This window comes from Streptomyces paromomycinus (assembly GCF_003865155.1).
Taxonomy (GTDB): Bacteria; Actinomycetota; Actinomycetes; order Streptomycetales; family Streptomycetaceae; genus Streptomyces; species Streptomyces chrestomyceticus.
In genome coordinates, this window is record NZ_BHZD01000001.1 from 590,531 (window position 1) to 617,518 (window position 26,988).

The 26,988-nt window shown below is 71.1% G+C and carries 20 protein-coding genes and 3 pseudogenes; 16 read left to right on the forward strand and 7 right to left on the reverse strand.

Annotation, left to right across the window (positions count from 1 at the left end; translation table 11 throughout):
* Window positions 1-37 precede the first annotated feature (37 nt).
* The 3 genes from OEIGOIKO_RS02215 (at window position 38) to OEIGOIKO_RS02225 (ending at window position 3,795) form a co-directional block, all read left to right on the forward strand.
* Window positions 38-547 (forward strand): flavin reductase family protein, encoded by a 510-nt coding sequence (locus OEIGOIKO_RS02215; protein ID WP_125051315.1) that lies wholly within the window; start codon window positions 38-40, stop codon window positions 545-547.
* Window positions 548-734: 187 nt separating this feature from the next.
* Complete coding sequence (gene valS / locus OEIGOIKO_RS02220; RefSeq protein WP_246177146.1) at window positions 735-3,278, forward strand: valine--tRNA ligase; 2,544 nt, start codon at window positions 735-737, stop codon at window positions 3,276-3,278.
* Window positions 3,279-3,396: 118 nt separating this feature from the next.
* Complete coding sequence (locus OEIGOIKO_RS02225) at window positions 3,397-3,795, forward strand: hypothetical protein (protein ID WP_246177147.1); 399 nt, start codon at window positions 3,397-3,399, stop codon at window positions 3,793-3,795.
* Window positions 3,796-3,873: 78 nt separating this feature from the next.
* Here OEIGOIKO_RS02225 and OEIGOIKO_RS43825 read toward each other — a convergent pair.
* The 3 genes and pseudogenes from OEIGOIKO_RS43825 to ltrA all read right to left on the reverse strand — a co-directional run.
* Window positions 3,874-4,212, reverse strand: a pseudogene (locus tag OEIGOIKO_RS43825) (STAS domain-containing protein); the annotation flags it as partial.
* A 792-nt stretch (window positions 4,213-5,004) separates the two neighbouring features.
* Window positions 5,005-5,283, reverse strand: a pseudogene (locus OEIGOIKO_RS02240) (transposase); the annotation flags it as partial.
* Window positions 5,284-5,416: 133 nt separating this feature from the next.
* Window positions 5,417-6,847 carry a group II intron reverse transcriptase/maturase gene (ltrA, locus tag OEIGOIKO_RS02245; RefSeq protein ID WP_125051317.1) on the reverse strand — a complete coding sequence of 477 codons (1,431 nt, stop codon included), beginning with the start codon at window positions 6,845-6,847 and terminating at the stop codon, window positions 5,417-5,419.
* Between the two features lie 41 nt (window positions 6,848-6,888).
* On the opposite strand from ltrA, the gene OEIGOIKO_RS02250 reads away from it, so the two are divergent.
* Window positions 6,889-7,221, forward strand: a complete 333-nt coding sequence (locus OEIGOIKO_RS02250) for a hypothetical protein (RefSeq protein WP_125051319.1) — start codon at window positions 6,889-6,891, stop codon at window positions 7,219-7,221.
* Window positions 7,222-7,462: 241 nt separating this feature from the next.
* Here OEIGOIKO_RS02250 and OEIGOIKO_RS02260 read toward each other — a convergent pair.
* Window positions 7,463-8,265, reverse strand: a pseudogene (locus OEIGOIKO_RS02260) (winged helix-turn-helix domain-containing protein); the annotation flags it as partial.
* 700 nt (window positions 8,266-8,965) lie between these two features.
* Between OEIGOIKO_RS02260 and OEIGOIKO_RS02265 the strand changes: the two are divergent.
* The 8 genes from OEIGOIKO_RS02265 (at window position 8,966) to OEIGOIKO_RS02300 (ending at window position 19,562) form a co-directional block, all read left to right on the forward strand.
* The gene (locus OEIGOIKO_RS02265; RefSeq protein ID WP_125051324.1) at window positions 8,966-9,865 is read left to right on the forward strand and encodes a hypothetical protein; all 900 of its coding nucleotides are present in this window, start codon (window positions 8,966-8,968) and stop codon (window positions 9,863-9,865) included.
* Window positions 9,866-10,015: 150 nt separating this feature from the next.
* Window positions 10,016-10,318, forward strand: a complete 303-nt coding sequence (locus tag OEIGOIKO_RS02270; protein WP_125051326.1) for a pilin — start codon at window positions 10,016-10,018, stop codon at window positions 10,316-10,318.
* On the forward strand, window positions 10,318-11,832 hold the full coding sequence (locus OEIGOIKO_RS02275) for a hypothetical protein (protein ID WP_125051328.1): 1,515 nt from the start codon (window positions 10,318-10,320) through the stop codon (window positions 11,830-11,832). Before OEIGOIKO_RS02270 ends, OEIGOIKO_RS02275 begins: the two co-directional genes overlap by 1 nt.
* Window positions 11,829-13,010 carry a PrgI family protein gene (locus OEIGOIKO_RS02280; RefSeq protein WP_125051330.1) on the forward strand — a complete coding sequence of 394 codons (1,182 nt, stop codon included), beginning with the start codon at window positions 11,829-11,831 and terminating at the stop codon, window positions 13,008-13,010. Before OEIGOIKO_RS02275 ends, OEIGOIKO_RS02280 begins: the two co-directional genes overlap by 4 nt.
* Window positions 13,004-14,920, forward strand: coding sequence for a VirB4 family type IV secretion system protein (locus OEIGOIKO_RS02285; RefSeq protein WP_218039969.1), 1,917 nt, complete (start codon window positions 13,004-13,006; stop codon window positions 14,918-14,920). Before OEIGOIKO_RS02280 ends, OEIGOIKO_RS02285 begins: the two co-directional genes overlap by 7 nt.
* Before the next feature lie 123 nt (window positions 14,921-15,043).
* Complete coding sequence (locus OEIGOIKO_RS41355) at window positions 15,044-17,551, forward strand: type IV secretory system conjugative DNA transfer family protein (protein ID WP_170251500.1); 2,508 nt, start codon at window positions 15,044-15,046, stop codon at window positions 17,549-17,551.
* 29 nt (window positions 17,552-17,580) lie between these two features.
* Window positions 17,581-18,588 carry a replication-relaxation family protein gene (locus OEIGOIKO_RS02295; RefSeq protein ID WP_125051332.1) on the forward strand — a complete coding sequence of 336 codons (1,008 nt, stop codon included), beginning with the start codon at window positions 17,581-17,583 and terminating at the stop codon, window positions 18,586-18,588.
* Window positions 18,589-18,596: 8 nt separating this feature from the next.
* Window positions 18,597-19,562 carry a C40 family peptidase gene (locus tag OEIGOIKO_RS02300; RefSeq protein ID WP_125051335.1) on the forward strand — a complete coding sequence of 322 codons (966 nt, stop codon included), beginning with the start codon at window positions 18,597-18,599 and terminating at the stop codon, window positions 19,560-19,562.
* Window positions 19,563-19,609: 47 nt separating this feature from the next.
* Here the strand turns inward: OEIGOIKO_RS02300 and OEIGOIKO_RS02305 are convergent, their stop codons facing one another.
* The 3 genes from OEIGOIKO_RS02305 to OEIGOIKO_RS02315 all read right to left on the reverse strand — a co-directional run bounded on the left by OEIGOIKO_RS02305 (window position 19,610) and on the right by OEIGOIKO_RS02315 (window position 22,817).
* Entirely contained in the window at window positions 19,610-20,011 is a 402-nt protein-coding gene (locus OEIGOIKO_RS02305) for a hypothetical protein (protein ID WP_125051337.1), read from the reverse strand.
* Window positions 20,012-20,062: 51 nt separating this feature from the next.
* Window positions 20,063-21,415: an AfsR/SARP family transcriptional regulator gene (locus tag OEIGOIKO_RS41360; RefSeq protein WP_170251502.1), complete on the reverse strand. Its 1,353-nt coding sequence runs from the start codon at window positions 21,413-21,415 to the stop codon at window positions 20,063-20,065.
* A gap of 976 nt (window positions 21,416-22,391) precedes the next feature.
* Window positions 22,392-22,817, reverse strand: coding sequence for a hypothetical protein (locus OEIGOIKO_RS02315; protein WP_125051341.1), 426 nt, complete (start codon window positions 22,815-22,817; stop codon window positions 22,392-22,394).
* Between the two features lie 268 nt (window positions 22,818-23,085).
* Here OEIGOIKO_RS02315 and OEIGOIKO_RS02320 point away from each other — a divergent pair, with 268 nt between their 5' ends.
* The 4 genes from OEIGOIKO_RS02320 (at window position 23,086) to OEIGOIKO_RS02335 (ending at window position 26,828) form a co-directional block, all read left to right on the forward strand.
* Window positions 23,086-23,547, forward strand: coding sequence for a helix-turn-helix transcriptional regulator (locus tag OEIGOIKO_RS02320; RefSeq protein ID WP_174857113.1), 462 nt, complete (start codon window positions 23,086-23,088; stop codon window positions 23,545-23,547).
* 64 nt (window positions 23,548-23,611) lie between these two features.
* Window positions 23,612-24,163: a hypothetical protein gene (locus tag OEIGOIKO_RS02325; protein WP_125051343.1), complete on the forward strand. Its 552-nt coding sequence runs from the start codon at window positions 23,612-23,614 to the stop codon at window positions 24,161-24,163.
* Entirely contained in the window at window positions 24,160-25,380 is a 1,221-nt protein-coding gene (locus OEIGOIKO_RS02330) for an MAB_1171c family putative transporter (RefSeq protein ID WP_125051345.1), read from the forward strand. The genes OEIGOIKO_RS02325 and OEIGOIKO_RS02330 overlap by 4 nt, the downstream gene beginning before the upstream one ends.
* A complete protein-coding gene (locus tag OEIGOIKO_RS02335; RefSeq protein ID WP_246177150.1) occupies window positions 25,377-26,828 on the forward strand; it encodes an FAD-dependent oxidoreductase in 1,452 nt (483 codons plus the stop codon). Before OEIGOIKO_RS02330 ends, OEIGOIKO_RS02335 begins: the two co-directional genes overlap by 4 nt.
* Window positions 26,829-26,988: the final 160 nt, after the last annotated feature.

Consider the following 26,988-nt stretch of genomic DNA (forward strand, 5'->3'; position numbering starts at 1 on the left):
GGGGGACGAAGGCACATACGCGGACAAGGAGGAGACCGTGACCGACACCGCGGACAGTACGAGCATCAGCGCACAGCGGTTCCGCGAGGTGTTCCGCCATCACGCGGCGGGGGTCGCCGTCATCACCACCAGGGCATCCTCCCCGGACCGCCGTCCCGTCGGCTTCACGGCCACCTCACTCACGTCGGTGTCCGCCGAGCCACCGCTGGTCGGTTTCGGCTTGAGCGTCCGCTCCTCGTCCTGGTCAGCCTTCAGAGCGGCACCCCGGGTCGGCATCCACCTGCTCGCCGACGACCAGGAAGAGCTGGCGGCCGTCTTCGCCCGCAGGACAGCCGACCGCTTCGCTGCCCCCACGGCCTGGCGCGAAGGCCCGTACGGCCTTCCCGAACTCGACGGCGCCCTCGCTTTCCTGGTCTGCGACGTGGTGACAGAGGTCCCTGCCGGCGACCACAGCCTTTTCCTCGCACAGGTGCTCGACGCCTCCGTGAAGGAGGGGAAGGCGCCGCTGCTTTATCACGCGGGTCAGTTCAACGTACTCCGCCGATGACCCTCTGCATCGATGACCCGCGCGAAGCGGCCGGTTTTCCCGGCGCCGTACGTGACGCGAAACGATCGGTTTGAAGCTCAACTAGGCTATCCTACGGGATGTTATGCGCCGACGAGAGGTAACTCAGCTCTGCTGGGGTGCTGTTACCGTCCGGTGGTCCGTGTCGTGTAGATGAGGTGGTAAGCACGTGGCTGAAACCAGGCCGAACGTGCCCGAACGTCCGCAGCTGGACGGACTGGACGCCAGGTGGGCGGATCGGTGGGAAGAATCGGGGATTTACCGGTTCCAGGCCCCCGGGACGCGCGCCGAGGTGTTCTCCGTCGACACCCCACCCCCTACCGTGAGCGGATCGCTGCACGTAGGACACGTATTCTCCTATACCCACACCGACATCATCGCCCGATACCAGCGCATGCGGGGAAAGCACGTCTTCTATCCGATGGGCTGGGACGACAACGGACTGCCCACGGAACGGCGGGTGCAGAACTTCTTCGGGGTGCGCTGCGATCCGTCGCTGCCATACACCCCCGGCCTCCCGGCGCCCGACCCTGTGATGAAGAAGGGCGAGCGGCCCGTTCTGGACGTGTCGCGGCGCAACTTCGTCGAGCTGTGCGAGCAGCTCACCGCCCAGGACGAGAAGGCGTTCGAAGAGCTGTGGCGGCGGCTGGGGCTGTCTGTGGACTGGTCGCGGACGTACACGACGATCGGCCGCCACGCCCAGCAGGTCTCCCAGCGGGCCTTCCTGCGGCTCCTGGCGTCGGGCGGGGCCTACCAGGCGGAGGCCCCCACCCTCTGGGACGTGGGCTTCCGCACCGCGGTGGCCCAGGCCGAACTGGAGGATCGCGAGGTCGCCGGGGCCCGGCACCGCGTCGCCTTCCACGGCCCGGACGACCAGCGAGTGGTCATCGAGACCACCCGTCCCGAGCTGCTGCCAGCCTGCGTCGCGTTGATCGCGCACCCGGACGACGAGCGTTACCAGCCGTTGTTCGGCACCACGGTCACCTCGCCGGTCTTCGGCGTGGACGTCCCCGTGCTGGCGCACCCGGCCGCACAGCCCGAGCGCGGCACGGGCATCGTCATGTGCTGCACCTTCGGTGACCTCACGGACGTCCAGTGGTGGCGCGAGCTCAGGCTGCCGACCCGCACTGTAATCGGCCGGGACGGCCGCATCCTGCCGGATCCACCCACAGGACTGGATGGTCCCGACGGGCGCAAGGCCCACGCCGAACTGGTGGGGGCAACGGCTCACACCGCGCGCGAGCGCGTCGTGACCATGCTGCGGGAGTCCGGCGACCTCCAGGGCGAGCCGTGCAAGACCGTCCGCCCGGTCAAGTTCTACGAAAAGGGCGACAAGCCGCTGGAGATCGTCTCCAGCCGGCAGTGGTTCATCCGCTCTCTACCTCACCAGGACGTGCTGCTCCGCCGCGGCGAGGAGCTGCAATGGCACCCCGCCTACATGAAGGGGCGCTACGACGACTGGGTGCGCGGACTGAACAGCGACTGGCTGATCAGTCGCCAACGGTTCTTCGGCGTGCCCTTCCCTGTGTGGTACCCGCTCGATGACGGGGGGCAGCCGAGGTACGACGTGCCGATCCTGGCGAGCGAGGACGCGCTTCCCGTGGATCCGTCGTCGGATGTGCCTCCCGGCTACACCGAAAGCCAGCGCGGCGCTCCCGGTGGCTTCATCGGCGACCCGGACGTCATGGATACCTGGGCCACATCGTCGCTGACCCCGCAGATCGCCTGCGGCTGGGAGGCGGACACCGAGCTGTACACCCAGGTGTATCCGATGGACCTGCGCCCCCAGGGCCACGACATCATCCGCACCTGGCTGTTTGCGACTGTGTTGCGAGCCGAGCTGGACGCGCACACCCTGCCCTGGCGGCACGCCGCGCTCTCGGGCTGGATCCTCGACCCCGACCGCAAGAAGATGAGTAAGTCCAAGGGCAACGTCGTCACGCCCATGGGGCTGCTGGAGCAGTTCAGCCCGGACGGCGTCCGCTATTGGGCGGCCAGCGGCCGGCCCGGCACCGACACTGCGTTCGACCAGGGCCAGATGAAGGTCGGTCGCCGCCTCGCCACCAAGCTGCTCAACGCCGGCAAGTTCGTCCTGTCCTTCCCCGAGCCGGAAGCCGGGGCCATGGTCACGGAGCCGCTGGACCGGGCGATGCTGGCAGCCCTGGACGACGTGATCCGGCAGGCGACCCAGGCTCTGGCCGACTTCGAGTACACCACGGCACTCGAGCGCGTCGAGCGGTTCTTCTGGTTCTTCTGCGACGACTACCTGGAACTGATCAAGCGGCGCGCCTACGACGAGGACGGCGGCGCCACACAGTCCGCCAGGCTCGCCTTGCGGCAGGCGCTGTCGACCCTGCTGCGGCTGTTCGCCCCCTTCATGCCGTACTGCACCGAGGAGGCGTGGTCGTGGTGGCACACGGACTCCGTGCACACCAGCGACTGGCCGCGGCCCGCCGGCGAGGGCGCGGGCGGCGGTGACGCCCTGATCTCCCTGGCGGGGAAGGCCATCGGCGCGGTCCGCAAGGCTAAGAGCGACGCCAAGCGCCCCATGCGCTCTCCGGTCGCCGAGCTCCGCGTCCACGGCAGCGCCGACGAACTGGACGAAGTCTCCGCCATTTCAGCGGACCTGATGGCTGCGGGCAACATCGGCGGGCTCAACCTCGAACTGGCCGAAGACGGGCTGCGCTTCGAGGCCGTCTTGGCCGAGGCGTAGGACACATCCGCCGGAACCGCGGGCGCGGTTCCGGCGGGTCCGCGGCCCACGGGCCGTGGGGACTCCTTGAACATCCATGTGCTCGGCCGGGACCCATGTCCCCTATAGTCCCGATGCCATGACGACCTTCGCCTCCTTCACCTTCGTTCGCCGTTCCGACGGGCTCCCCTACCACTTCGAGCAGTCCGGCGAGCGCCACGGCCGGCCCGCCTACCGTCGTACGGACGGGATAGTGTGGTGTGTCTGGTCGCCGGACGACGGCTGGCACTGCGAGATCGCCGGCGGTCTCGTCGCTGCCCACCCCCTGGCCGGCCAGGGGGTGGGCAGCGACGAGACCAAGCCCCCTGCCACCATCTGGCGCAGCTTCAAAAACGACCGCTCCTATGTGTACGACCTCCGCTGGGGCGCATCCAGCGCATCCCCGGCACGATCCGCCGAAAAGCCCCGGCCTGATAGCCCCGCCGTCCGAGCAGCCCGTGGCGGGCGTTTCCCGATGAAAGCTCAAATCAAGCCCTGAACCGTGCGGTGCCCGATCCGCCCGACCCGCGCGAGGTGGGGAGTACCGCGCCGGACGGCCTGTGCAGGCGTCCTGGACGGTGGCGTGGCGGGGAAAGCGCCGGGTCAGTCCGGTCAGCCGGAGCAGTCGGCCGATGGCGGGCTGGTGGTAGACCAGGCGCAGCCAGCCGCCGTCGGCCTCGCTGCGGGCCTGGGCGGTTTCGAGTTCGGTGAGGGCGCTGGTGTCCATGAAGGTCACGGCAGTGAGGTCGGCGATGAGGCGGGCCGGGGGTGCCGCATCGTTTCCGCGAAAAAGGTCGCACAGCGCCAGGGCCGTCGACAGATCGAGCTCGCCGGAGGGCCGCACCGTGCGGACGTTCCCCTGCGGCGCGGGATAGCGAATGCTCAAAGGGTCCAGCTCCTTGCCGGAAGAGGGCATCTGCGACAGGTGTTCTGCCGACGGTGGGACGCCACCTTACGGACCGCACGGCAACCGTCGGAGCAAACGGTTTCCCTACCAAAGGAATGCCCTCTTGCGCCTCCTTCCGCTCTCGTACGCCCGCGAACTGGACACATCTGACCGGCCGATGCGGCTTTGAGAGCGCACCCTTCGAACAAGGGACGGTGAGGGGAGCAAGGCTTCGTCCCTCGGTCGTCGGCTGCCGCCCGGTGCCGTGGTCCTCGGCGCGCTGTGCCCCTGCGTACGGCACGGCCCCCTCTGCCGGTTGTCCCGTGCAGGCGCCCTGCGGCCAGGAGTTGGTGAGTATTCTGCGAAGGACGGCTCCCGCGGAGGAAGTCGGCGACCTTGCTCGGCATGTCGAGCACGACCGGCAGCTCCGGGGTCAAGGCGTCCGGGGCAACGGCTGTGTATTCGGGCAACAGGTCGGCGAGGGCGGTTCGGATGGCGCCGCGGCTGACGTGGTGGTCGCGGGCGAGGGCGGCGCTGGAGCGGCATTCCAGGTACGCGGTGCGCACGGTGTCAGTCTTGTCGGCCGCGACGGCGGGGCGGCGTCCGCCCTTGTTGCCCTTGGCCTCGGCGGCGCGCAGGCCGTCGTAGGCCAGCTCGCGTTGGAGGTCGCGCTGGAGTTCGCCGGCGGCGGCGAGGGTCTGCACCATGAACTTCACGGTGGACAGCAGCTCGCCGGTGCGCGGGGGGGGCGGGCGGTGAGGTCCATCGCGGAGAACGCGCCGTCGTGGATGCGCAGGGCGAGGCGGTCGCGGTGCAGGACGTCTACTGAGGTTGTCTGCGCGTTGTCGTGAGTGCGAGTCTGGTTGCGGCGAGGCAGCTGTCGATGAGGTTGCTTCGGTACTGGAGTTGGCGGAGGCCGCGGCGGAGGGCTGCCAGTAGTTGGTCGTGGTCGCTGAAGGCGGTGCTGGCCTGGCAATTCCTGCGCAGGAGCGACCAGATCCCCTCGACCGGGTTGAGGTCGGGAGCGTAGGGCGGCAAGTAGTAGCAGGTGATCCAGTCGCGAGCGTCGATGAAGGTCCGCAGGCGAGCGTCCTTGTGGACGGTGAAGTCGATCCGGGGCGCGGTTCCGGTCTTGTCGACCGGCCCGTTTCCCCAGACCGCTTCCCGCACCCGGCGTGCCCGTTTCCGAGCACCGGGCGCTCCACAAGTCCTGTTCAGAACAAGTGTGCTGTCCTCATTCCAGGCCGGGCCATGGAGTCGGGATGACTGTTCCTCGGTAGCGGTAACGCGTGGTGGTCACCTTCGCCGGGTTGAACAGTGGCCTTTCCTCCGAGGCCGGCCACCATCCGACGTCGCAGTAGCGGCGGCGGAGGTCCTTCCAGGTGGACCGGCGGTGCTTGCGGCGCAACCAGCTCCCGACCTGATGCCACGTGTAGTAGCTCAGGTAAGCGAAGGTCGCGCTGGACACGCCGGGCCGGAAGTAGACGCACCAGCCCTTGAGCGCCGGGTTGAGCTGACGCAGCAGGGCATCGAGCGGCTGGCTCGTGTTCGTTGTCCGGCACATCGTCCTGACCTTGCCGGTCATGGCCTTGACAGCCTTGCCGGACGGATAGGTGTAGATGTAGTGCCGGGTACTGCCTCGCCTTCGGTGGCGCTGGATGCGCCAGCCGAGAAAGTCGAGGCCCTTGTCGATGTGGGTGATCAGAGTCTTCTCCGGTGACAGACGCAGGCCCATCCCGGACAGGACTTCCGCGATCTCTTCCCGGAGAGCTTCGGCATCGTCGTTCGTGCCCGACACCATCAAGCACCAGTCGTCCGCGTAGCGGACGAGCCGGTAGTTGGGCAGGCGGTGACGACGGCGCTTGGCTCTCTCCGTCTGGCTAGAGGCGGGTCCGCCGGGCCCTTGGGCGATGTGCTCGTCCAGGACCGTCAGGGCCACGTTGCTCAGCAGCGGTGAAAGGATCGAACCCTGCGGGGTTCCGGCGCGGTTCTCTCGCAGCATGCGGTCCTCGCCGAGGATGCCTGCTTTGAGGAACGCCTTCACCAGCGCCAGGACGCGCTTGTCTCCGATTCGTTCCCGCACCCGGTCCATCAGGGCCGGATGAGAGATCTCGTCGAAGCACGCCGTGATGTCTCCCTCGACGACCCACTCGTAGGAGCGGGACGCGAAGTAGCGCACCTCAGCTACGGCGTCGTGAGCACGACGATTCGGGCGGAACCCGTAGGAACACGGGTAGAAATCCGCTTCGAAGATCGGCTCCAGCACCAGCTTCAAGGAAGCCTGCACCACTCGGTCGGCAATGGTGGCGATCCCCAGGCGGCGCAATTTGCCGCCCGCCTTCGGGATCATCCTTTCCCGCACCGGCAGCGGGCAGAAACTGCGGTCCTTGACCTGCGACCGCAGCCCGTCGAGGAAGTCCACGACGCCCTGCCCAGCCTCGATGGAACGGGCCGTGCGCCCGTCCACTCCAGCCGTGCGGGCTCCCTTGTTGCCCCGCACCCGATCCCACGCGACCAGAAGAAACGCGGGATCGGCAACGAGGTTGAACAGATCATCGAACCTGCGATGAGGGTCATCACGGGCCCAACAGTGCAGCTTGGTCTGGATCTTCAGTACCCTGCGCTCCGCTCCGAACAGAACGGAGTCAAGTTCGTCGGTATTCACCGGCGACAGCCTCCTGACCTTCCAGTACGTCCACTGCTGACTTGCTGGTCTCCTTCGCCATGTACGCGCCTCTCGCGCGCTCGGACTACTACGAGACCTCCGCCCCACCCAACGGCCATCAGTCGGCAACGGACCTGCCTGCCTCCGAACTGGCTGTCCGGCGGGAAGGGCGACCGCAGGCGGTTCCCACGTTCACTACAAAATCGATCAAGGAGGGAGGTGCCCACCTCTACCCCGACAGCCTCGCCATGCCTACGCCGCAGGCTTTCGGCATGGCCTCCCCACCGGACCTAAAAACCGGCTTCGGAGTTGAACTCCACCCAGACGAGCGACAGTTCACGCGCTGCAACCCGGCCCGTATCCGTCAGATTTGAGCCGAGCGGGACACTTACGGGGCGTCAGACGGCGGTTCCTCTCGTACACCTTCTCCTCGCTGCTTGCCGGACCCGGGCCGTCTGACGGTGCCGACCCGTCCCGTACGTTGTCGGGGCTGCTTCCCGCCGCCACCTGCGTTCCCACGTGGCGACTGCCCCCAGCTTCACCGGACGGCTGCGACCGACCGGCGGTGGAGTCCTTTCACCCCCACGCGATTCCGTAGCGCCTCGTGGCGCACTTGAGGTTGTCCCAGATCACAACCATCGGTGCGCCGAGCTGATGGTGTGCGGCGGTCAGCAGGCCCCGGTAGCCGGTCCAGGCGAGGCTTCTGCGGGCACTGCTGTCGTGGCGTCCACGGAGGCTGGGCCGGAAGATCAGCCGGGAGCGTTCGCCCGCCTTGTAGCAGGCCAGGGCTGCGACTGAGAAGCGGCGCTGGGTGCGGCCGCGGACGCGGATCACCGGGGTGTGCCCGCGCCGGGCCCAGGTGCGGCGGGTAGGCGGCGTCAGTGAGCATCCGGCCTCGTCCTCGAAGCAGATCCAGGCTCCGAGCGCCGCCGCGGCGCTTTTGCCTGCGGCCAGGTCTCCTTCACCCAGCCGGTCACCTTGTCCTCGTCGCGTTCCAGGGCCCGCCGGGCGGGCACCTGGTGGCTGAAGCCGTGGCGCCGCAGCATCTTTGCGATGCCGGACAGGGTGAAACTCTTGTGGAACCGGCGCCCTGTCAGCGTCTTGATCCTGGCCAGGGTCCAGGTCTGGTCGGGCCAGCCGTGTGCAACCGGGCCCTTGGCCAACTCCTGTTCCAGGACCGCAAACAGGGCTTCCCGCAACGCGGGGCGGGAGGCCGGCCCCGTTGAGCGCAGGCCATGTGGCCCCTCGTGCTCCCAAGTCCGCCGCCACCGCTGCACGGAGCGGACGCTGACCCGCAGCTGCTTCGCGATCACGTCGTTGCCCTGCCCGGCGACGAACATCGCGCCCGCATCCATGCGGATGTGTTCGCGAAACGCCCGCCGGTCGGCACTCAGACCACCGCCTTGCGGATACCTCATGGTTCCGGCGTACCGCAACGACCGCCGATCGTCAGCACCGACGACAACGCGCAGACAACCTCAGTAGCTCGCACCGGAGCCAGCGGTCGGCGAAAGCACCGGACGGCAGACCGCACCAGGTGCCGATATCACTGAGGGCCGCTCTCTCCTGCCTGAGCGCCGACATCGTGATACATGGACCACCGACAGCCCGGCCTTGCGCACGCGGAGGCTGATTCCACTACGGTCGCGGGAAAGGCCGGTTCAGGCGAGTGGTGCCCATGAGTACGACGCCGATCTCTACTTCGGTCGCGAAGCCAACACTGCCGACACGTGACCTTGCCCGTGCGGTGCACCGAAGCCTGGTGACCGTCCCGAATAGTGGCAGCCCTTCCCAGCCCTGGTTGTTGAAGCCAAGATCCGGACCATATACGGACCAGCGGCCGACCAGCAGGGGTCACAGCAGCCATCGCTGCAGGTCAGCGCCGCCATGCGCCTTGTACCACCAGCAGACGAAGAATCTGCTGGTGGGCTGCGGTGGCGGTCGGCCCGGCATGAGCTGGAGCTGCGCAGCGCGCGGCTGTTCGGCCTGGGGAGTTATGCGCCGGTTAGGCATTGGTGCAGGGCTGCCTGAGCGTGCTTTAGGTGTCCGCTGGCGGTTTGTTGGCGTCGGTGGCGTGTGCTGTGGCCGTTCTGCTGCCGGTGCCGAAGGAGGCTTCCCATGGCCGCAGCCCGCCGTACGTGTGGTCAGAGATACCGGCGTCTGCCGCTGGATCTGGTGCGCGAGGAGTTCGCCCGCCTGTCCACTGGCCACGGCCTGCTCCGCGTGGACGGAGCCGTCTTCGCCGGCCTGCCCGGCCGGGTTCTGGGGCTGGGTGAACTACGGGGCCTACTGCTGCGGCCGCAGTGCCCGGCAGCAGTGCGTGATGCGGTGTGGGTGCACCTGGTGGCTCGCGCCCGGGCCGAGGGCGGGTGCTGGACGGTGGCGTGCGCCGGGATGGCGTTGCCGGCCCTGGTCCGGGTGGCCGCCTGGGTGGCGGCGCGTTACCCCGGTGAGGTGCAGGACGCGGAGGCGGAGGTACTGGCCGGGTTTTTCGCCGGCCTGGCCACCGTCGACCTCGGCCGGCCCCACGTCCTGCTGCGGGTGGTGTGGGCGGCGCGCCGGGCCGGGTTCACCGCCCTGACCGAGGCCCTGGAGGCGCCCGTACCAGTGGCGCCGCGCTTCGGCCCGGCACCGCCCCACCCAGGATGGGGCCACCCGGACCTGGTGCTCGCCCGGGCGGTGGGCGCCGCGGTCCTCACCCCCGCCGAGGCCGAGCTGATCGGCACGACCCGGCTGGAGCACACACCCGTCCTCCTCTGGGCGCGGGAACATGAGGCTGCGGCGCAGAGCGTGTACGCGCGGCGACGCAGGGCCGAGCACCGGCTGGCCGCCTACCTGTGCGACAGGCCCCCGCCGCCCGTCATAAGGGCCGGCCAGAGGCCGGAGCCGGGGCGCGGAGCCTACCCGTGTGCCCCAGGTGTCGCGTACCGCCGCACGCGTTACGGCAACGGCGGGAATTCCAAAGAATCTTCGATGCCGGTGCATAAGTCGGCGGTCTTTTCCGGCCTTAGGAGATGAGGGGCTTCTCAGCCCCGCCCGCCACCGCTCCGGGAGAACACCATGGCGCCAGGTTCCCGGCCGCACCCGTCGCCTCGGCGGCGCGAAGGAGTTGGTCGCGCGCAACGCGGCCGCGCGATGCCGCGGCGGCGGTGGTGGGCGCTCGTGAGCATGGGGGTGGTAGTAGTGCTCCTGATAGCGGCGGCGCCGGCCGGGGAGCCGGTGCGGTGGGGGCTGGCGCTGGCGACGGTGGGCCAGGTGCTGACCAACCTCCGCACCTGGCTGATGGGCATCCTGGCCGGCCTGGCCACCGTGTTCCTGACCGTCGGCGGGGTGCGGTACCTGCTGGCCGGTGGGGACCCCGGGGAGGTGGCGAAGGCCAAGACGGCCTTCCGGCACGCCGGCCTCGGCTACGCGCTGGCCGCGCTGGCGCCGATCGTGGTGCAGGTCCTCAAGGGCATCGTGGGGGCGTGATGGGCGGCTGGCTGACGGATCTGATCCTGCAGTCCCTGACCACCGTGCTGGAACGCTTCTTCCGCGCCGTGGTCGACCAGGCCCTCAACCCCCTGCTCGACCTCCTCGGCTCCACCCTGCTGGCCACGCCCACCCTGGGCAGCATCCCGCGCATCACCGGCCTGTGGACCACCTCCTGGACCCTGGCGCTGGCCTGCTACACCGTCCTGGTCACCGTCGCCGGACTGGTGGTCATGGCCCACGAGTCCCTGCAGACCCGCACCCGCCTCAAGGAGATCCTGCCCCGCCTGGCGGCGGGCGTCCTCGCCTCGGCCTCCTCCCTGTTCCTCGCGGACAAAGCCATCGCCCTGGCCAACGCCCTCTCCCAGGCCCTGCTGGGGCCCGGCCTGGACGCCGACAGCGCCGGACAGGCTCTGGCCCGCATGATCCAGGGCGTCAACAAAGGCTTCTTCGTGCTGTTCGTCGGCGTGTTCGTGATCGGCATGCTGGTGATCTTGCTGGTCTCCTACGCAGTGCGCATCAGCCTCACCCTGATCCTGGTCGCCGGGGCGCCGCTGGCGCTGATGTGCCATGCGCTGCCGCAGACCGAGGGCATCGCCCGCTGGTGGTGGCGGGTCTTCGCCGGCCTGCTGGGCGTGCAGCTGGCCCAGTCGCTGGCGCTGATCACCGCGCTGCGCCTCTTCCTCGCCCCCGACGGCTACGCCCTGTTCGGCCCCACCCCCACCGGTCTGGCCCATGTCCTGGTCGCCCTGGCCCTGCTGTACATCCTGATCAAACTCCCCTTCTGGATCCTGCGCTCGGCCGTGCCCGGCTACCGAGGCCCCCTGGCCGTCGGCCTGGTCCGCTCCCTGCTGTACGCCAAGACCTTCCACGCCCTGCACGCCGCGTCCCCGTCCGCCCCGTCCGCCCGCTCGCGCGGCAGGGGTGGACCGTCGGGCCCCGGCCCTGTCGCCGGCCGGCCCGGTCCCCGCGGGGGCGGCCCCGGGCCCGTTCCGCCTGTCCCCCGGAGTGGGCCCGGCTTCCACCCCCAACCGGGTGCTCCACACCCGCTGTTCCACCGCTCCACCCCGCCGCCGCTGCCGCAGTTCCGCTCCCCCGCCCCCGCACAGCCGGTACGGCCGGGGCAGCCTATCCGACGCACTCCGCCCGGCTCCCCCGTCTTCCAGCCGCCCATACCCCGCACGGCCGCCCCGCCACCGCGTACGCGCCCCACGGCCCCCGCCCCACCGGTCTTCCGCCCGCCGGTTCCCACGCAGCCCCCACCCGCACCTCCCGCGCGCACGACACACCGACCGCCGGCCCGGCCCGTGTTCGTCCAGCCCGCGCCCGAGCCTCCCGGCCCGGTGCGGGCCTCCGGTCCCGCACCTCCGGCTGTCTTCCGCCCGCCCGTACCCGAGGAGCACCGTGCCCCGCGCCCTCGCCGCGAACCCCCGCCGCCCCCAGCCTTCACCCCACCACGCCGCTCCAGCCCGCCCCCGCCCCGAGGCGGGCCGCACAGAGGTGACCGACGATGACGCAGCCCGTACGCATCCCCGCCGACGTCGACCGCGAGGACACCCTCTGGCACGGCCTGACCGCCCGCCAACTTTTCCTCCTCACCAGCACCGGCCTGGCCCTGTACGCCCTGTGGTCAGCCACCCGCACCGTCCTGCCCCTGGCCGTCTTCGCCGTCGTGGCCCTGCCCGTCGCGGTCACCACCGCCGTCCTGGTGCTGGGCCGGCGTGACGGCCTGCCCCTGGACCGCCTGCTGCTCGCTGCCGTCCGCCAGCGCCTCGCCCCCCACCGCCACCTCGCCGCCCCCGAAGGCCTGCACTCCGCCCCGGCCTGGCTCACCGCCGCGAGCACCTCCCACCCCGAAAGCGTGACGACGACCGGAGCGGCCGCAGTGCCACTGCGCCTGCCCGCCCACGACATCGCCGACACCGGCCTGGTGGACCTCGGACACGACGGGGTGGCCCTGGTGGCGGAGTGCACCACCGTCGACTTCGCCCTGCGCACCCCGGCCGAACAGGACGCGCTGATCGGCGCCTTCGGCCGCTACCTGCACTCCCTGACCGCTCCCGTGCAGGTGCTGGTGCGCGCCGAGCGCCTGGACGTGACCGCCGCGGTCGCCGAGCTGCGCGCCCAGGCCCCCGCCCTGCCCCACCCGGCCCTGCAGGCCGCCGCCGACGACCACGCCGACTTCCTCGACCAGCTCGCCCGCGAACAGGACCTGCTGCGCCGCCAAGTGCTCCTCGTGCTGCGCGAACCCGGCAACACCGCCAGTTCCGTGGACGGTCTCGGCGGCCCCGGCTTCCCGGCCGCCCTCGCCGCCCGCCGCACCCCGCGCCGCGCCCCGGCGCTCACGGAGGCCGAGCGGCACGCGGCCGGCGTCCGCGTGACCCGGCGCCTGGCCGACGCCACCACCCTGCTCGGCCTGGCCGGCATCGCCGTCTGCCCACTGGACGCCGGCCAGATCACCGCCGTACTCGCCGCTGCCTGCTCCCCTGACAGCTTCCTCGCCCCCTCCCCACACACCGCTGGCGCCCACCACATCATCACCGCCGCCCCCGCACCGCCCCCGGAACCCGAGCTCGCCCCCCTCCCGTCCGCCTGGAGCGACGGTTGCCCCGCGCGGGACGACTCGCAGGCCGCCTTTGCGCCGGACAACGACACCGGGCACCCGGACCTGCCAAAGGAGCCCTCGTGGTGAAGCACCGCCGCGCAGCACGGGCCCGATACGGCCGATGCTCCGGCCCTCGCGCCACGGCGCCCGCCGCCGACGCCACCGCGGCCTTCCTGCCCGACGCCCTCACCGTCGCGCCGCGCCACCTGGAGGTCGGTGACGCGTGGGTCGCGTCCTTCGCCGTCACCGGCTACCCACGCGAGGTCCAGCCCGGCTGGCTGCAGCCCCTGCTCACCTACCCCGGCCGCCTGGACGTCGCCCTGCACATCGAACCGATTGACCCGTTCACCGCCGCCCGCCGCCTCAAACGCCAACTCGCCCGCCTGGAATCCGGCCGCCGCCACACCCAGGAAAAGGGCCGACTGCTCGACCCGCAGATCGAGGCGGCCACCGAGGACGCCTACGACCTGTCCGCCCGCGTCGCCCGCGGCGAAGGCAAACTTTTCCGCCTCGGCCTCTACCTCACCGTCCGCGCCGCCAGCGCACAGCACCTGGCCCAGGAGGTCGCCGCAGTGCGTGCGCTGGCGGCCAGCCTGCTGCTGGACGCCAAGCCCACCACCTACCGCAGCCTCCAGGGCTGGCTCACCTGCCTGCCCTTCGGCCTGGATCGCATCACCCTGCGCCGCACCCTCGACACCAGCGCTCTGGCCGCCTCCTTCCCCTTCACCAGCCCCGACCTGCCCGCGCCCACGCCCGCCTCGGCCGCTGTCCCCGCCGGCGTCCTGTACGGCTACAACACCGCCACTCAGGGCCTGGTCCACTGGGACCGCTTCGCCCAGGACAACCACAACGCCGTCGTCCTCGGCCGCTCCGGCGCCGGCAAGTCCTACCTCGTCAAACTCGAAGTGCTGCGCTCCCTCTACCGCGGCATCGACGCCCACGTCATCGACCCCGAAGACGAGTACACCCGCCTCGCCGAGGCCGTCGGCGGCACCTGCCTGCGCCTGGGCACCAAGGGCGTCCGCCTCAACCCCTTCGACCTGCCGCTGCGCACCGACCCCCACGGCCAACCCACCGCCCCACGCGACGCACTGGTCCGCCGGTCCCTGTTCCTGCACACCGTGCTGGCCGTCCTGCTGAGCACCCCACTCGCCCCGGCCCAGCGCGCCGTACTCGACCAGGCGCTCGCCGCCACCTACCGGCGGACCGGAATCACCGCCGACCCGCGCACCTGGACCCGCCCGCCCCCGCTGCTGGCCGACCTCGCCTCCACCCTGGAAGGCTGTGCCCAGCCGACGGCCCGGGAGCTGGCCGACCATCTGCACCCCTTCGTCCGCGGCGCCTTCGCCGACCTGTTCGCGGGCCCGACCACCACCCGCCCCGACGGGCACCTGGTCGTCTACTGCCTGCGCGACCTGCCAGACGAGCTCCAGGCCATCGCCACTCTCCTCGTGCTCGACGCGATCTGGCAGCACGTCAGCGACCCCTCGCGCCGCCGCCCCCGCTATGTGGTGGCCGACGAGGCCTGGCTGCTGATGCAGCAACCGGCCGGCGCCGACTTCCTCTTCCGCATGGCCAAGGCCGCCCGCAAGCACTGGGCCGGCCTGACCGTGGCCACCCAGGACACCGCCGACGTCCTGGCCACCGACCTGGGCCGGGCCGTGGTCACCAACGCCGCCACCCAGATCCTGCTGCGCCAGGCACCGCAGGCCATCGACGAAGTCACCGCCGTCTTCGACCTGTCCGAGGGCGAGCGGGCCTTCCTCCTCGCCGCTGATCGCGGCCAGGGCCTGCTGTCCACCGGCACCCACCGCACCGCCTTCCAAGCCGCCGCCTCTCCCGCCGAACACCGCCTGATCACCACTGACCCGGCCGAACTCGCCACCTACGAGCCGGAGGTGGCCGTGGACACCGTTGCGCATACCTCTGTCGGTCAGCACGAGATGGACCTGTTCGACGAAACCCCGGACCCGCCGGCCAAGTCCGGTGTCGCGTGAGCCTCACACTGCTGGCCGACGCCTGCGCCGGCGTACCCCGTGGTTACGCCACCACCCGCCCCGGGGCGTTGCCCTTGGCCGCCACCGGCGACGGGGACTCACTGCAGAAAGGCAGGACCGCCCGTGCTCCGCCGCTTCCTGATCACCGTACGGGTCTGGCCCTCGGCCCGCAGCCCCGCCGCCAGCGGCCCCCTGCACGACTTTCTGCGCGACCCCGCGGGCAGCTGGCACACCCTGCTCAACCACCTCGGCAACACGATGACCACCTGGGCGCCAACCGCCGCCACCGGCCTGGCCGCAGGCGCCGTCCTCCTGCGCCTCGGCCGAGCATGGCAGCAGCACCAGGCCCACCAGCGCCTCGCACGGGGCGCGCAGCTCATCACCGTCCTGCCGCCGCCCGACGCGAGCCCGGACGGCGCATCAGCCCTGTGGGCACACCTGACGGGCCTGCTCCGGCCCGCCCGTCATCACCTCCTGCTCCCCGGCCCCCACCTGTCCTGGGAATACCTTCTTGACCGCGACGCCGTCCGCATCCGCCTGTGGGTGCCCGGCTCGACTCCTCCGGACACGGTGGAACGGGCCGTCGAGGCCGCCTGGCCCGGCGCCCGTACCCGCGCCAGGCCCGCCGCACCGCCACACCCCACCGCCGCCCCGTCCGGCTACCGCCGCTACGCCGCCGGGGGCGAACTGCGGCTGGCCCGCAGCGACGCCCTGCCGCTGCGCACCGACTTCACCACCGATCCCCTGCGCGCCCTCCTCGGCGCACCGACCGGACTGTCCGATGGCGAGGAGGCCGTGGTCCAGGTCCTGGCCCGTCCGGCTACCGGCCGCCGGGTCGCCCGCACCCGTCGCGCCGCCCGGCACCTGCAGGCCGGTCACGCCACCCACCCCCTCGGCCGCCTCCTGGATGCCCTCACCCCCGCCCAGCCGTCCCGCCCCCGCCCCCGCCCCGCCGGGGCAGCTCTGGACCACCAGACGGCCCTGGCCGCCTCCGTGCAGGACCGGGCGATCACCGCCAAGCTGCGCGGCCCCCTGTACGAAACCTGCCTCCGCTACATCCTCACCGCGTCCGTCCCCGCCGCCGTGGGAGCCGAAGAGCGTCGCCAGGTGCAGGCCCGCCTGCACGTCCAGGCCCGTGCGCTCGCCGCAGCGTTCGCGATCTTCACCGAACACAACCACTACCACAGCATCCGCTCGCACCGCTTGCTGCCGCGTCTGACGCAACGGCGCTTGACGCGTGGGCAGCTCCTGTCCACCCCCGAGCTGGCGGCCGTCGCCCACTTGCCCTGGGACGTAGCCGCCCCCGGCCTGGAGCGGGCCCCCGCGAAAGCCGTGCCGCCCCCACCCGGCACCCCCGCCACCGGCGAGGGCATCAAGCTCCTCGGCGTCAGCGATACCGGGCCGCCCCGTTCCGTCGGCCTCCACGTCACCGACACCCGCCACCACATTCACATCCTGGGCGCCACCGGCGCCGGCAAGTCCGAACTGATCGCCCGCCTGGCGCTGTCCGACGCCGACGCCGGCCGCGGCCTGCTCGTCATCGACCCCAAAGGCGACCTCGTCACCGACCTCCTCCCTCGCCTGCCCGCCCACCGCGCCGCCACCACCATCCTGTTCGACGCCGACAGCCTGGCCCCACCGCCCGTCCTCAACCCCCTCGACCACCGTGAAGCCGCCCGCAGCGTCGACCACGTCGTCTCCGTCTTCGCCCGCATCTACGCCGCCTCCTGGGGCCCGCGCACCGACGACATCCTGCGCGCCGCCCTCCTGACCCTCCACGCCCAGCCCGGCACCCCCCTGCTGACCGACCTGCCCCGCCTGCTGGCCGACCCGGCCTTCCGCCGCCGGGCCACCGCCCAGGTGCGCGACCCGGTGCTGCGCGGCTTCTGGGCCTGGTACGGCCAGCTGTCCGACCCGGCCCGTGCCCAGATCACCGCCCCGCTGCTGAACAAGCTCCGCGGCCTACTACTGCGCCCGTTCGTCCGGGCCGTGCTGGCCGACGGGCCCTCCACCGTCTCCATGGACACCGTCCTGGACGGCGGGATCTGCTTGGTCCGCATTCCCCAGAGCACCCTCGGCGCCGACACCGCGCACCTGATCGGCTCCTTGACCGTGGCCGCCGCCTGGCAGGCCGCCACCCGCCGCACCCGCCACCCACCCGGCCAACGCCCCGACGCCGCCCTCTACCTGGACGAGGCACACCACTTCCTTCACCTGCCCTACCCGCTGGAGATGTTGCTCGCCGAGGCCCGCGGCTACCACCTCTCACTCACCCTCGCCCACCAGTACCTCAGCCAGCTCCCCCACGACCTCGAAGAAGCCATCAGTACCAACGCCCGCACCAAAGTCTTCTTCAACGTCTCCCCCGAGGACGCCCACCACCTCGCCCGCCACACCCTCCCGCGCCTGAACGAGTACGACCTGTCCCATCTCGGGCGCTTCCAGGCCGTCGTCCGTCCCGTGCTGTACGGCGCCGAAGCGCCCGCCTTCACCCTGCGCACCGAACCCCTGCCCCCGCCCCGATCCGACCACGCCCGTATCAGCACGGTGCGGCCCGCGCCCTGTCCGCGCCCCGTCGTACTGGCCAAAGACCAAGACGTCGTCCCGGCCGACCCCCGCCGTGCTCCGTAACCTTCTCCTCTGCCGGAGGCGACCTCACCATGCCCACCGCTCCCCTCCCCCAGCGGGCGCTGCGCGGCCACCGTCCGCCGCGCCCCGCCCCGCGCGCCGCCACCAGCCCCGCCCACCTCGCCCACCTCGCCGCCCGGCTGACCCCGCGGGACCGCTGGCTGGCCCGCATGCTGCACGAACACCGGGTGCTGACCACCCACCAGGTCGCACAGCTGGCTTGGCCGTCGGAGCGCGCGGCGAACCTGCGCCTGCTCAGGCTCTACACCTGGCGCGTCCTGGACCGCTTCCAGCCCTTCACCCCCGTCGGCACCGCTCCCTTGCATTACGTCCTCGACACCGCCGGCGCCCTCGTCCTCGCTCGTGAAGACGGCCTGGACCCCGCCCAGCTCGGCTACCGGCACACCCGAGCGATCGGCATCGCCCACTCACTGCGCCTGGCCCACACCCTCGGCGTCAACACCTTCTTCACCACCCTCATCGCCCACGCCCGCCGCACGGAAGACGACGGACGGCTGACGGCCTGGTGGCCGGAGACCCGCTGCGCCCGCCACTTCGGTGACCTCGTCCGCCCCGACGCCTACGGCCGCTGGACCCGCACCGGCCGGCACAGCGACCTGGAATGGTTCCTGGAGTACGACACCGGCACCGAACCCCTGCCCCGCCTGACCGCCAAAATCTCCGACTACCAGCACCTGGCCCAGGCCACCGGCATCCGCACACCGACCCTCTTCGTCTTCCCTACCCTCCGCCGCGAACAAGCCGCCCGCCATGCCCTGGCCCCGGCGCTCAGTACCGCTCCGACGCCGTTGCCGGTCGCCACCACCGCCCACGACATCCCCCTCGCCGACGACGCCACCGACCCGGTCGCCGCCCGCTGGCTGCCTGTCGCCCCCTACCACGTGGAGCAGCGCCTGCCCCTCGCAGGCCTGTCGACCGCCTGGCCCGACCTGCTCCCGCCCGGTCCTACGGGCAGTGGCGCCCTTCCCGGCACTCTGCAACCGCCCACACCTGCCCCGCCCGTGCCGTCCAGGAGGTGACCGCCGTCATGGCTCCGCTCGGGATCGTCGCCGCGGGTCTCCTGCTGCTCCTGGTACTGCTCGCCTCGATCATCTCCGGCGTGTTCACCGCCTTTGGCGGCTCCCCCGGGCCCACGGGCAGCCGGCCCAGTACCTCAGCACTGGCTGACATCCCGCCCGCCTACCTCGCTCAGTACACCGCAGCCGCCCGCACATGCCCCGGGCTGGACTGGTCCGTTCTGGCCGCCATCGGCAAAGTCGAGACCGACCACGGTCGCGCCGCCCTCCCCGGCGTCCGTTCCGGCGCCAACCAGGCCGGCGCCCAAGGCCCGATGCAGTTCCTGCCCACCACCTTCGCCGAGGTCACCTCCCGCCACCGCCTCCCCGAGGGTGGCGCCCGTCCCCCCTCCCCGTACAACGTCCACGACGCGGTCCACGCCGCCGCGGCCTACCTGTGCGACCACGGCGCCCGCGGCAACCGCAACCTCCGTGCCGCCCTCTACACCTACAACCACGCCTCCTGGTACGTCGCCGACGTCCTCGCCCAAGCCGCCCGCTACCGCACCACCGGCCCCTCCCCCGCGCCCACCGGGCGATACCCGGCACCGGCAGCACTGGCCGCTGTCACCTATGCCCGAAGCCAACTCGGCCTGCCCTACCAGTGGGGCGGCAACGGCCCCTCCCACGGTGACACCGGTTTCGACTGCTCCGGTCTGACCCAGGCCGCCTACGCCACCGCGGGAGTACGCCTGCCCCGCACCGCCCAGGCCCAGTACGACGCCAGCCCCCAACTTCCCGCAGGCACCGACCCGCTGCCGGGCGACCTCGTCTTCTACGGCACCCCCGGCCGCGTCCACCACGTCGCCCTCTCCCTCGGCGGCGGCTACGTCATCCACGCTCCCCACCCCGGCGCCCGCATCCGCACCGCCACCCTCCGCGAAGCCGGCACCGACCTCCTCGGCTGGACGCGGCCTACCGCACGAACCGTGCGGTGAACCGACAGACCCAACAGCGCCGCCGCTCCGCCACGCATCGCGGCTGCCTACAGCGTGCCCTGCTCGTCCTTCGCGATGGGCACGTAGCTGCCGGGCAGCCGGGCCGACATAGGGAGTTCGGTGTACAGGCGGGCTACCACGAACTCGTCGACCATGCCGCCAGTGCTGTCGTCGTAACGCTCACGCCAGGTGCCGTGCAGATGCAGCCGCGTGCCCGGGTGCAGGGCGTGGCGGCATGTGAAGGCGATATTGCTGTGTTCATCGCGCAGCACCACCCGGTGGAAGACGGTGCGGCGGTAGGTGCGGTCCTTGTCGTAGATCTTCGTACCGAGGAGGAAGCGCAGTTCCGAAACTGCGTCCAGGGCGTCCCGAACCAACTGCGGTCTCTGCGTGGTGGAGACGAACCCGGTCAAGGTCCGTGGGCGGTTGTGCTGGGACGGGTACGACATCAGCAGCTCTCCTTCACACGCGCGGCGACCGTGTTTGCGGCGGTCGCGTTGCTATCGGTTCGGCCCGGCACGGCGCGCCAGGGCGGTGCACAGTGCCACCGTCTCGGGTGAGGGCTCTTCGTCGATCTCGGCAAGGTTGGTGGTCAGCAGTGCCAGGGTGCGCGGGACGGCTTCGGGGCGGCCGAGGCGGGCCTGGGTGCGGGCAATGTCCTCGTAGAGGGCCTCGTTGTAAGGGTCGAGCGGCCGGGCCCGTTCCAGCAGTGCCAGAGCGTGAGCGGGGTCGTGAGCCTGGGCGGCCTGTATGAGGAGGCCGTAAGTGTCCAGCACCTCCCGCCGCAGCGCCTCGCGCGGACCGTCGGGCCACTCACCGCTCACCTCCTGCGCGAGATCACCGCGGTAGCGGGCCAGCGCCTCTTCCAGGTCTGCCCGGTCGGCGGGAACCGCGCCGTCGGCATGGTTCAACTGGTCACGCAGGGCCCACAGGTCAACCCGCACCCGGCGTGCGTCCAGAACGTAACGGTCGTCGTGATGGAGGACGATGTCGTCGCCATCGAGCGAGCCCTCCAGAGCTTGGCGCAGGGCGCGGCGCAGCTGACTCAGCGTGGCGTGGAAGGCGTTGTAAGGACGGCCGGAGCGTGTCTCGGGCCACAGTGCCGCAGCGATCGCCTCCCGGCTCGCCCCCTGACGGTGCAAGGCCAAGAACGCCAGTACTTCCCGCTGCTTGGGTGTGGTCACGTCGGTGATCTCGCGTTCCTGTCCGTGGTGCCGGTGGACGAGGCTCATCCGGCCCAGCACACACAGTTCCAGCGCGTCCTGCTCGGGTATGCGGGCCGCCGGGGCCACCTCGGTCGGCAGTGAATCCGATACGGGCGCGTCGACGCAGGCGGGCGAAGCCTGCGGCCACAACGGGGCGGGGTGCGTGACGCGCAGAGACTCCACCAGCGTGGCGGCCTCCGGCTCCGGGCGGGTGAACAACCGTGTGCCGTTCAGCTGCTCCGCCGCGGCCGGGAAAGCGGCACTCACCGTACCGTCCGGCTGCACGCGTATCGTTCCGCCACGAGCCCAGGACCCCAGCAGCAGCACCGCCCTCCCGTACGCTGCCGGAAGGTCCAGTGCCGTGCGCAGCCGCGGCACTGCGTACGGGGCCGGTGTAGCCACCAGCACCACCTCTGTCTGTTCCTCCGGTCGGACAAGCGGTGTCCCCGACACCCTGGGGTGCTTTGCGGCAGCTTCCATCACCATCAGCGCGGCATCCAGGCTGGGAGCCAGGTGCACCCCGGGCACCTGGACGAGAGCGGACCGAACGGTGCCGAACAGAAGCGCGGCATCGTCCTGCGGCACCACCAGCGTGATCTGCGCTGCCGCCGGCGGTTCGACCATCCGGTACAGCAGCAGCGCGCGCACGGCGGCGAGCGCACCGGGCCCCACCAAGCCCAGACCGCCACGCCGTGCCAGCTGCCAGGCGGTGTCCCGGCCGTCGGGAGCCCTGGCTCCAGTGTCGGCCGGTGATACACCGGATGTACTGAGATCCTTGAGAGCTCGTCCGGCCGGCGGCGAGACGTCCCCGCCGACCAGGGGCAGTGCACGTATCACCGGTCCGGCAACAGCACCCTCGCGGTGACGGGTGTGTCTGCGGTGACGAGCTCGGGAACGCCGACGGGCGCGCACCGCGCCCAACGCGGCGGCCAGAGCTGCCAGTATGAGGCCGACCACGGCCCCGCCCGGGAACCCGTCGTCCCCGCTCGGAGCGGGCCGCGGCTGCGTAGAGGCCGCAGCAGTAGGACCGGGAGACGCCGGACCAGGCGTGGACGGGGACGGCGCCGGCCGGGACGGCGGGACGGTAGGCGCCGTCCGCCGCGGGGGCAGTCGCAAAACCCACCCGGGCCGGATGAGGTCAGAGTGACGCAGGGTGTCTCCGTCCGGCTGGGTACGCCCCACATTCCGGGCATAGATCTGCGGCCAGCGCCGTCCGTCCCCGAGTTCCCGGGCGGCGATCCGCCACAGACTGTCGTGCTCGCCATGGCACGGCGAGCGCACCGTCACCGTGGGGGAACGACCGGAGGCGGACGTGCCGCCAGGCCTCTGCCGGGCCGGGGGCTCGCCAGTGTGCTCGCCGAGAGTACGGACCACGCCCGCCGTAACCGGGACAGGCAGGGCCACCGTCTGCTGCCGGCCGCCCAGGCGGCCGGGCGTCGCCAGAAGCGCCACACTGACCAAGGCGGCCGCCAGCGCCTGCCACACCCCCCAGGGCATGATCAGCAGCACGGTGGCCAGCACCCCACTGGAGATCATGCGGCTCATCCGGCCCACCGGGCGCCACCCGCGCAGCGGCCGGGAGCCAACGGCGTGCCGTCTCATCGTTCCACCTCCGAATGCACGCTCAGGGAAACCGCATCGCTGCCTTGACCGCCTCGCGCAGGGCGCGCGGGCAGGTGAGAATGCGCCCTGCGTCCGGCGACACGGCCCAGTGCGGTCCCGGCGGCTGGACGCACGCGGCATCGGGCACGACGACGTAGAAGGCCGGGCCGAGGGCGGTGGTCCCGAAGACGTCCCAGTGGTCGGCGGTCCCCGGCGGGACGAAGAAGTACAGCCGGGGGCCGCCGAATCCGTCCGGGTCGGCGGCGACCGGTCCGATAGGGCACTCCGTACGCTGCCGGAGCGCTTGCAGCGCGGCGATGCCCAGTTCCCCGGAGACCCGGACGATGTCCCACCACACCCCGACCTTCGTCACCCGGTGCGTCCCGTGATGCGGGACCCAGTCCGACCCGTCGGCGGACCGCGCGGCAGCAAGCGGCACAGGACTCATGGAGGCTCCCCTGTCTGAGAGGTGAAGGCCCGGGGCCCGGAGAGCCCGCCGTGACGGCAGTGACACCGTCCCCGAGGCTGGATTCGAGACGTCCTCGCGGGTGATTCGCCAGCCGCGCGGTTGAGTCGCAGCCGATGCCGATCAACCACCGGTTGATTCCTGGTACGGAGCGAGTGTAGAAGCCTTGGCGGCCCTGTCAACCTCTGGTTGAATGAAGCCAGTTGAGGGTTTTCCCCTGGTTGATCTCGGCAGCGACGAGGTGGGAACGATGCCCGATCCGCAGGCGCGCACGCCCCTGGCCGACAGCCTCAACCGGCTGTTCCGCGACATCCGCCCACAGGGCCCACGCGGCCGTACGTACACCAACGACGAGGTCGCACATGCGGTCAAGAACAAGGATCCGGATATCCGGGTGAGCGGCGCCTACCTCTCCGCCCTGCGAACCGGGGCGAAGAAGAATCCTTCCACCGAGCTCCTGACATCTCTAGCCCTGTTCTTCGGCGTACCTGCGGCCTACTTCCTCGACGCGGCGACGGCCGCCCGCACCGATGCGGAGATCGAGCTGGCCAAGGTGGCCCACAACCTCGGGGTCCGACAGCTCGCCCTGCGCGCCCTGGAACTGACCCCCGAGGGACTGGCCGCGGTGACACAGATCGTCGAGCACGTGCTGGCGACCGGTGCCCAGTCGAAGCCGGACTCCTCCCACGTCGCGGAACCGGACCAGGAATGAGGCGGATACCGCAGTGGATGTCCTGGTGTGGGAGACGAGCCCAGCGCAGGGGGAGGGCGGGTCAATGGAGCTGAAGGCGATGCGCCGCACCTGTGACGCCCTGGTCCACGACCTCGACCTCCCCGTCCCATCGGAGCCGCACGAACTGATCACCGCCTTGTGCGGCCGGATGCGGCAGCGCCTGGGCAAGGATGTCCGCCACCTCCTCGTCCCGTTTCCTCCCGACACGGTCAGCGGCCTGTGGGTCGCCACGGACGACGCGCACTTCGTCCTGTGCGAGCAACACACCAGCCCCTGGCACCAACTCCTCATCACGTGCCATGAGTTCTGGCACATCGAGGCCGACCACGCCCCCACCCATGCCCCAGAGGACGCCGCGATGCAGCAGGTCTTCCCCTCCCTCCGCCCCGATGTGGTCGCGCGGATCGTCGCCCGCCGCAGCCACTGCGGCGCCGCCGCTGAGCAGGAGGCCGACTTCTTCGCCTGTGTGCTGATGACCAAGGTGAGCCGCTGGCTGCCCCAACAGACATGGACCGTGCCCGACTCCGCCACCGCCGTCGTCCAGCGCCTGGAGTCAGCCCTGGGAAGGGATCACCACGACGGAGGCAGCCGGTGACGGGCCAGAGCATCGCCGCCTGGATCACTGCGGCGCTCGTATGGACGGCAGCGCTCTACCAGGTACGCGCCCTATTCCGGCGCCCGGGGAACCCCGCACGGTGGACGGTCTGCGCCGCGCTCTTCCTCGCCGGCGCAGCGGTGTCCTCCAGCGCCCCTGCAACGATCACCTACCTCAACCTCCTCTCCGATGTACCCAACCTCGGCATGCTGGTGCTGTACGTGCTGCTGATCGCCGTCGGAGCCTCGGCCCGGCTCATGCTCGGCTACTGGCACTCCCCCACGGAGGCTGCGGGCCGGGCAGCCTGGCGCTGGGCCGCCGTCTACGCGCTTTTGATCCCTGTGATGTGCGTGCTCTTCGCCCTCGGGGACGCACCCGTGGAACGGCTGACGGACTTTGACACCTATTACGCCACCACCCCTCTCATCGCCGCCTGCATCGTGCTGTACCTGCTGGCACTGGCCGCGATGGCCGCCAGCGTGGGGGTGACGTGCTGGCGGTGGGCCACCGTAGCCGGTCGCCCCTGGCTGCGACGAGGGCTGCGGGTCCTGACCGCCAGCGCTGCCACCGAGGTGGCCTTCTGTGCGATCCGGCTGGCCGCTGTCACGGCCCGCTGGGCCGGTGAGGACTGGGACGCGCTGAACACGAAGGTCGCCCCCGCCTTCGCATTCGCCGCCCCCTTGCTCGCCGCTGTCGGAGTGGCGCTTCCCGCCTGTGGCCAGAACCTGACTCGTCTCTGGGACCGTTGGCACCGCTATCGCGCCTACCGGAAACTGCACCCCTTGTGGGACGCGCTCCGCCGCGCCACGCCCCAGATTGTCCCGCCGGCCCGCCCGCCTTGGTGGGACATCGACCTGCGCCTGACCCGGCGGCTAGCGGAAATCAACGATGGCCGTCTCGCTCTGCGCTCCTACACCGATGCTCACGTCACGGAAGCGGCTTGCCGTGAAGGCCGGCTTCGCGGCCTGGAGGACGACGAGCTGACCGCGGTTGTCGAAGCTGCCCGGCTCAAGGCCGCGGCCGCCGCGAAGGCCTCCGGCACCCGGCCCGCGCCGTCCCCCGGCGAGGCCGAGGGGGAGCGCGGAGGTGCGGACGGCGCCAGCGAGCTGGCCTGGCTATGCCGGATCGCGCACGCTTTCGCCCACTCCCCCGTCGTCGGCCGTGCACAGCAGGCCGCGAGCATCGCCCCCTCCCAGGAAGGGGTGCGAGCAACGTGACACCGACGTACGAGCGAAAGAACACAGTGGGGCCACCGGCCTCGCAGGCCGTGGTGCTGGGGGGCGGCATGGCCGGGATGCTGGCCACAGCGGCACTGGCGCGGCACCTGGACCGGGTGATCCTCATCGAGCGGGATGCCTTTCCTTCGCGCCCCCAGGCCCGTCGCGGGCTCCCGCAGGCGCGGCACACCCATATCCTGCTGTCCACTGGGGTACAGGCGATCGAAGCCCTGCTGCCAGGAACACTGCGCCGCCTCCTCGACGCAGGGGCTCAACGTAGAGGCATGCCCAACGAGTTGCTCTCCTTCACCCCTCAGGGGTGGCTGCGCCGGTGGCCGGAGACGCAATACGTGATCGGCTGCAGCCGAGACCTGCTGGACTGGGTGATACGGCAACGCCTGCAACAGCACCCGAGGATCACCCTCCGGCCGGGCCTCACGGCCACCGGCATTACGGGCAGCGCCGACCGCATCACCGGTGTACGACTACTGAACGAACACACCAGCCAGGCGTTCACCATGACGGCCGACCTCGTGGTGGACGCCACCGGACGCAGCTCCCGCATGCCCCACTGGCTGGCGACCCGCGGCCTCCCCACCGTACGGGAGACCACCGTCGCCTCCGGCCTGACATACGTCACCCGCGTCTTCCGGGCCCCAGACGGGGCGAGGGACTTCCCCGTGGTCAACATCGCTGCAGCTCCCGGGGAACATCACTACGGCCAGGCCGGCGCGCTTCTGCCGATCGAAGGCGGGCGATGGCTCGTAACCCTCGCCGGCACCCGCGGCGGAGAGCCCCCCACCGCACGCGGCGGGTTCACCGCCTTCGCCCGCCAACTTCGCCACCGGCTGATCGGAGACCTCATCGCCGACGCGGAACCGCTGGGCTCCGCTCACGTCAGCCGCAGTACCGCGAACCGGCGCCGCGCTTACGAGAACCTGAAACGCTGGCCCGACGGGCTCCTTGTCCTGGGGGACGCCACCGCTGCCTTCAACCCCATCTACGCGCAGGGCATGACGGTCGCGGCTCTCGGTGCCGTGGCGTTGGACCGCCATCTGGCCCGGCACGGCGTCCTCCCGGGAACCACGCGCCGAGCCCAACGAGCGATCGCCCGCCCGGTGACCGTGGCCTGGTCGGTGGCGACGGGCCAGGACCGTCTCCTCGTCGGCACCGACGGCCCCCGCCCCACAGTCACCGATCATCTTGCCCAGCACGGCGCGGCGCAGCTCATGAGGGCTGCGGCCGCCCACCCTGCGGCCGCCGAAGCGTTCTTCGGTGTGCTCACCCTCGCCCACTCCCCCGTCCGTCTCCTTACGCCGAAGGCATTGCTGGCCACCTTGATCGGTTTTCGGCACCAGCAGCTGACCGAGCCGCCGCTGACCCAGTGGGAGCAGTCCTTCCTCGCTACTGCGGGAAGCGGAGAGCAGCACCTCCGGGACGGGACCTGAGGAGAGCAACGATCAACATGCCACTCGGGATCAGGGGCCAGGCCCCGTTTCACCCGACGCACCAGCACGCCGACTGTCTCAGTTGACCCTTGGATACGATACGCACCAGCCGAGACTTACTTCGACGGGCCGACCGCCCTGGAGGTGACGGCCGGCCCGT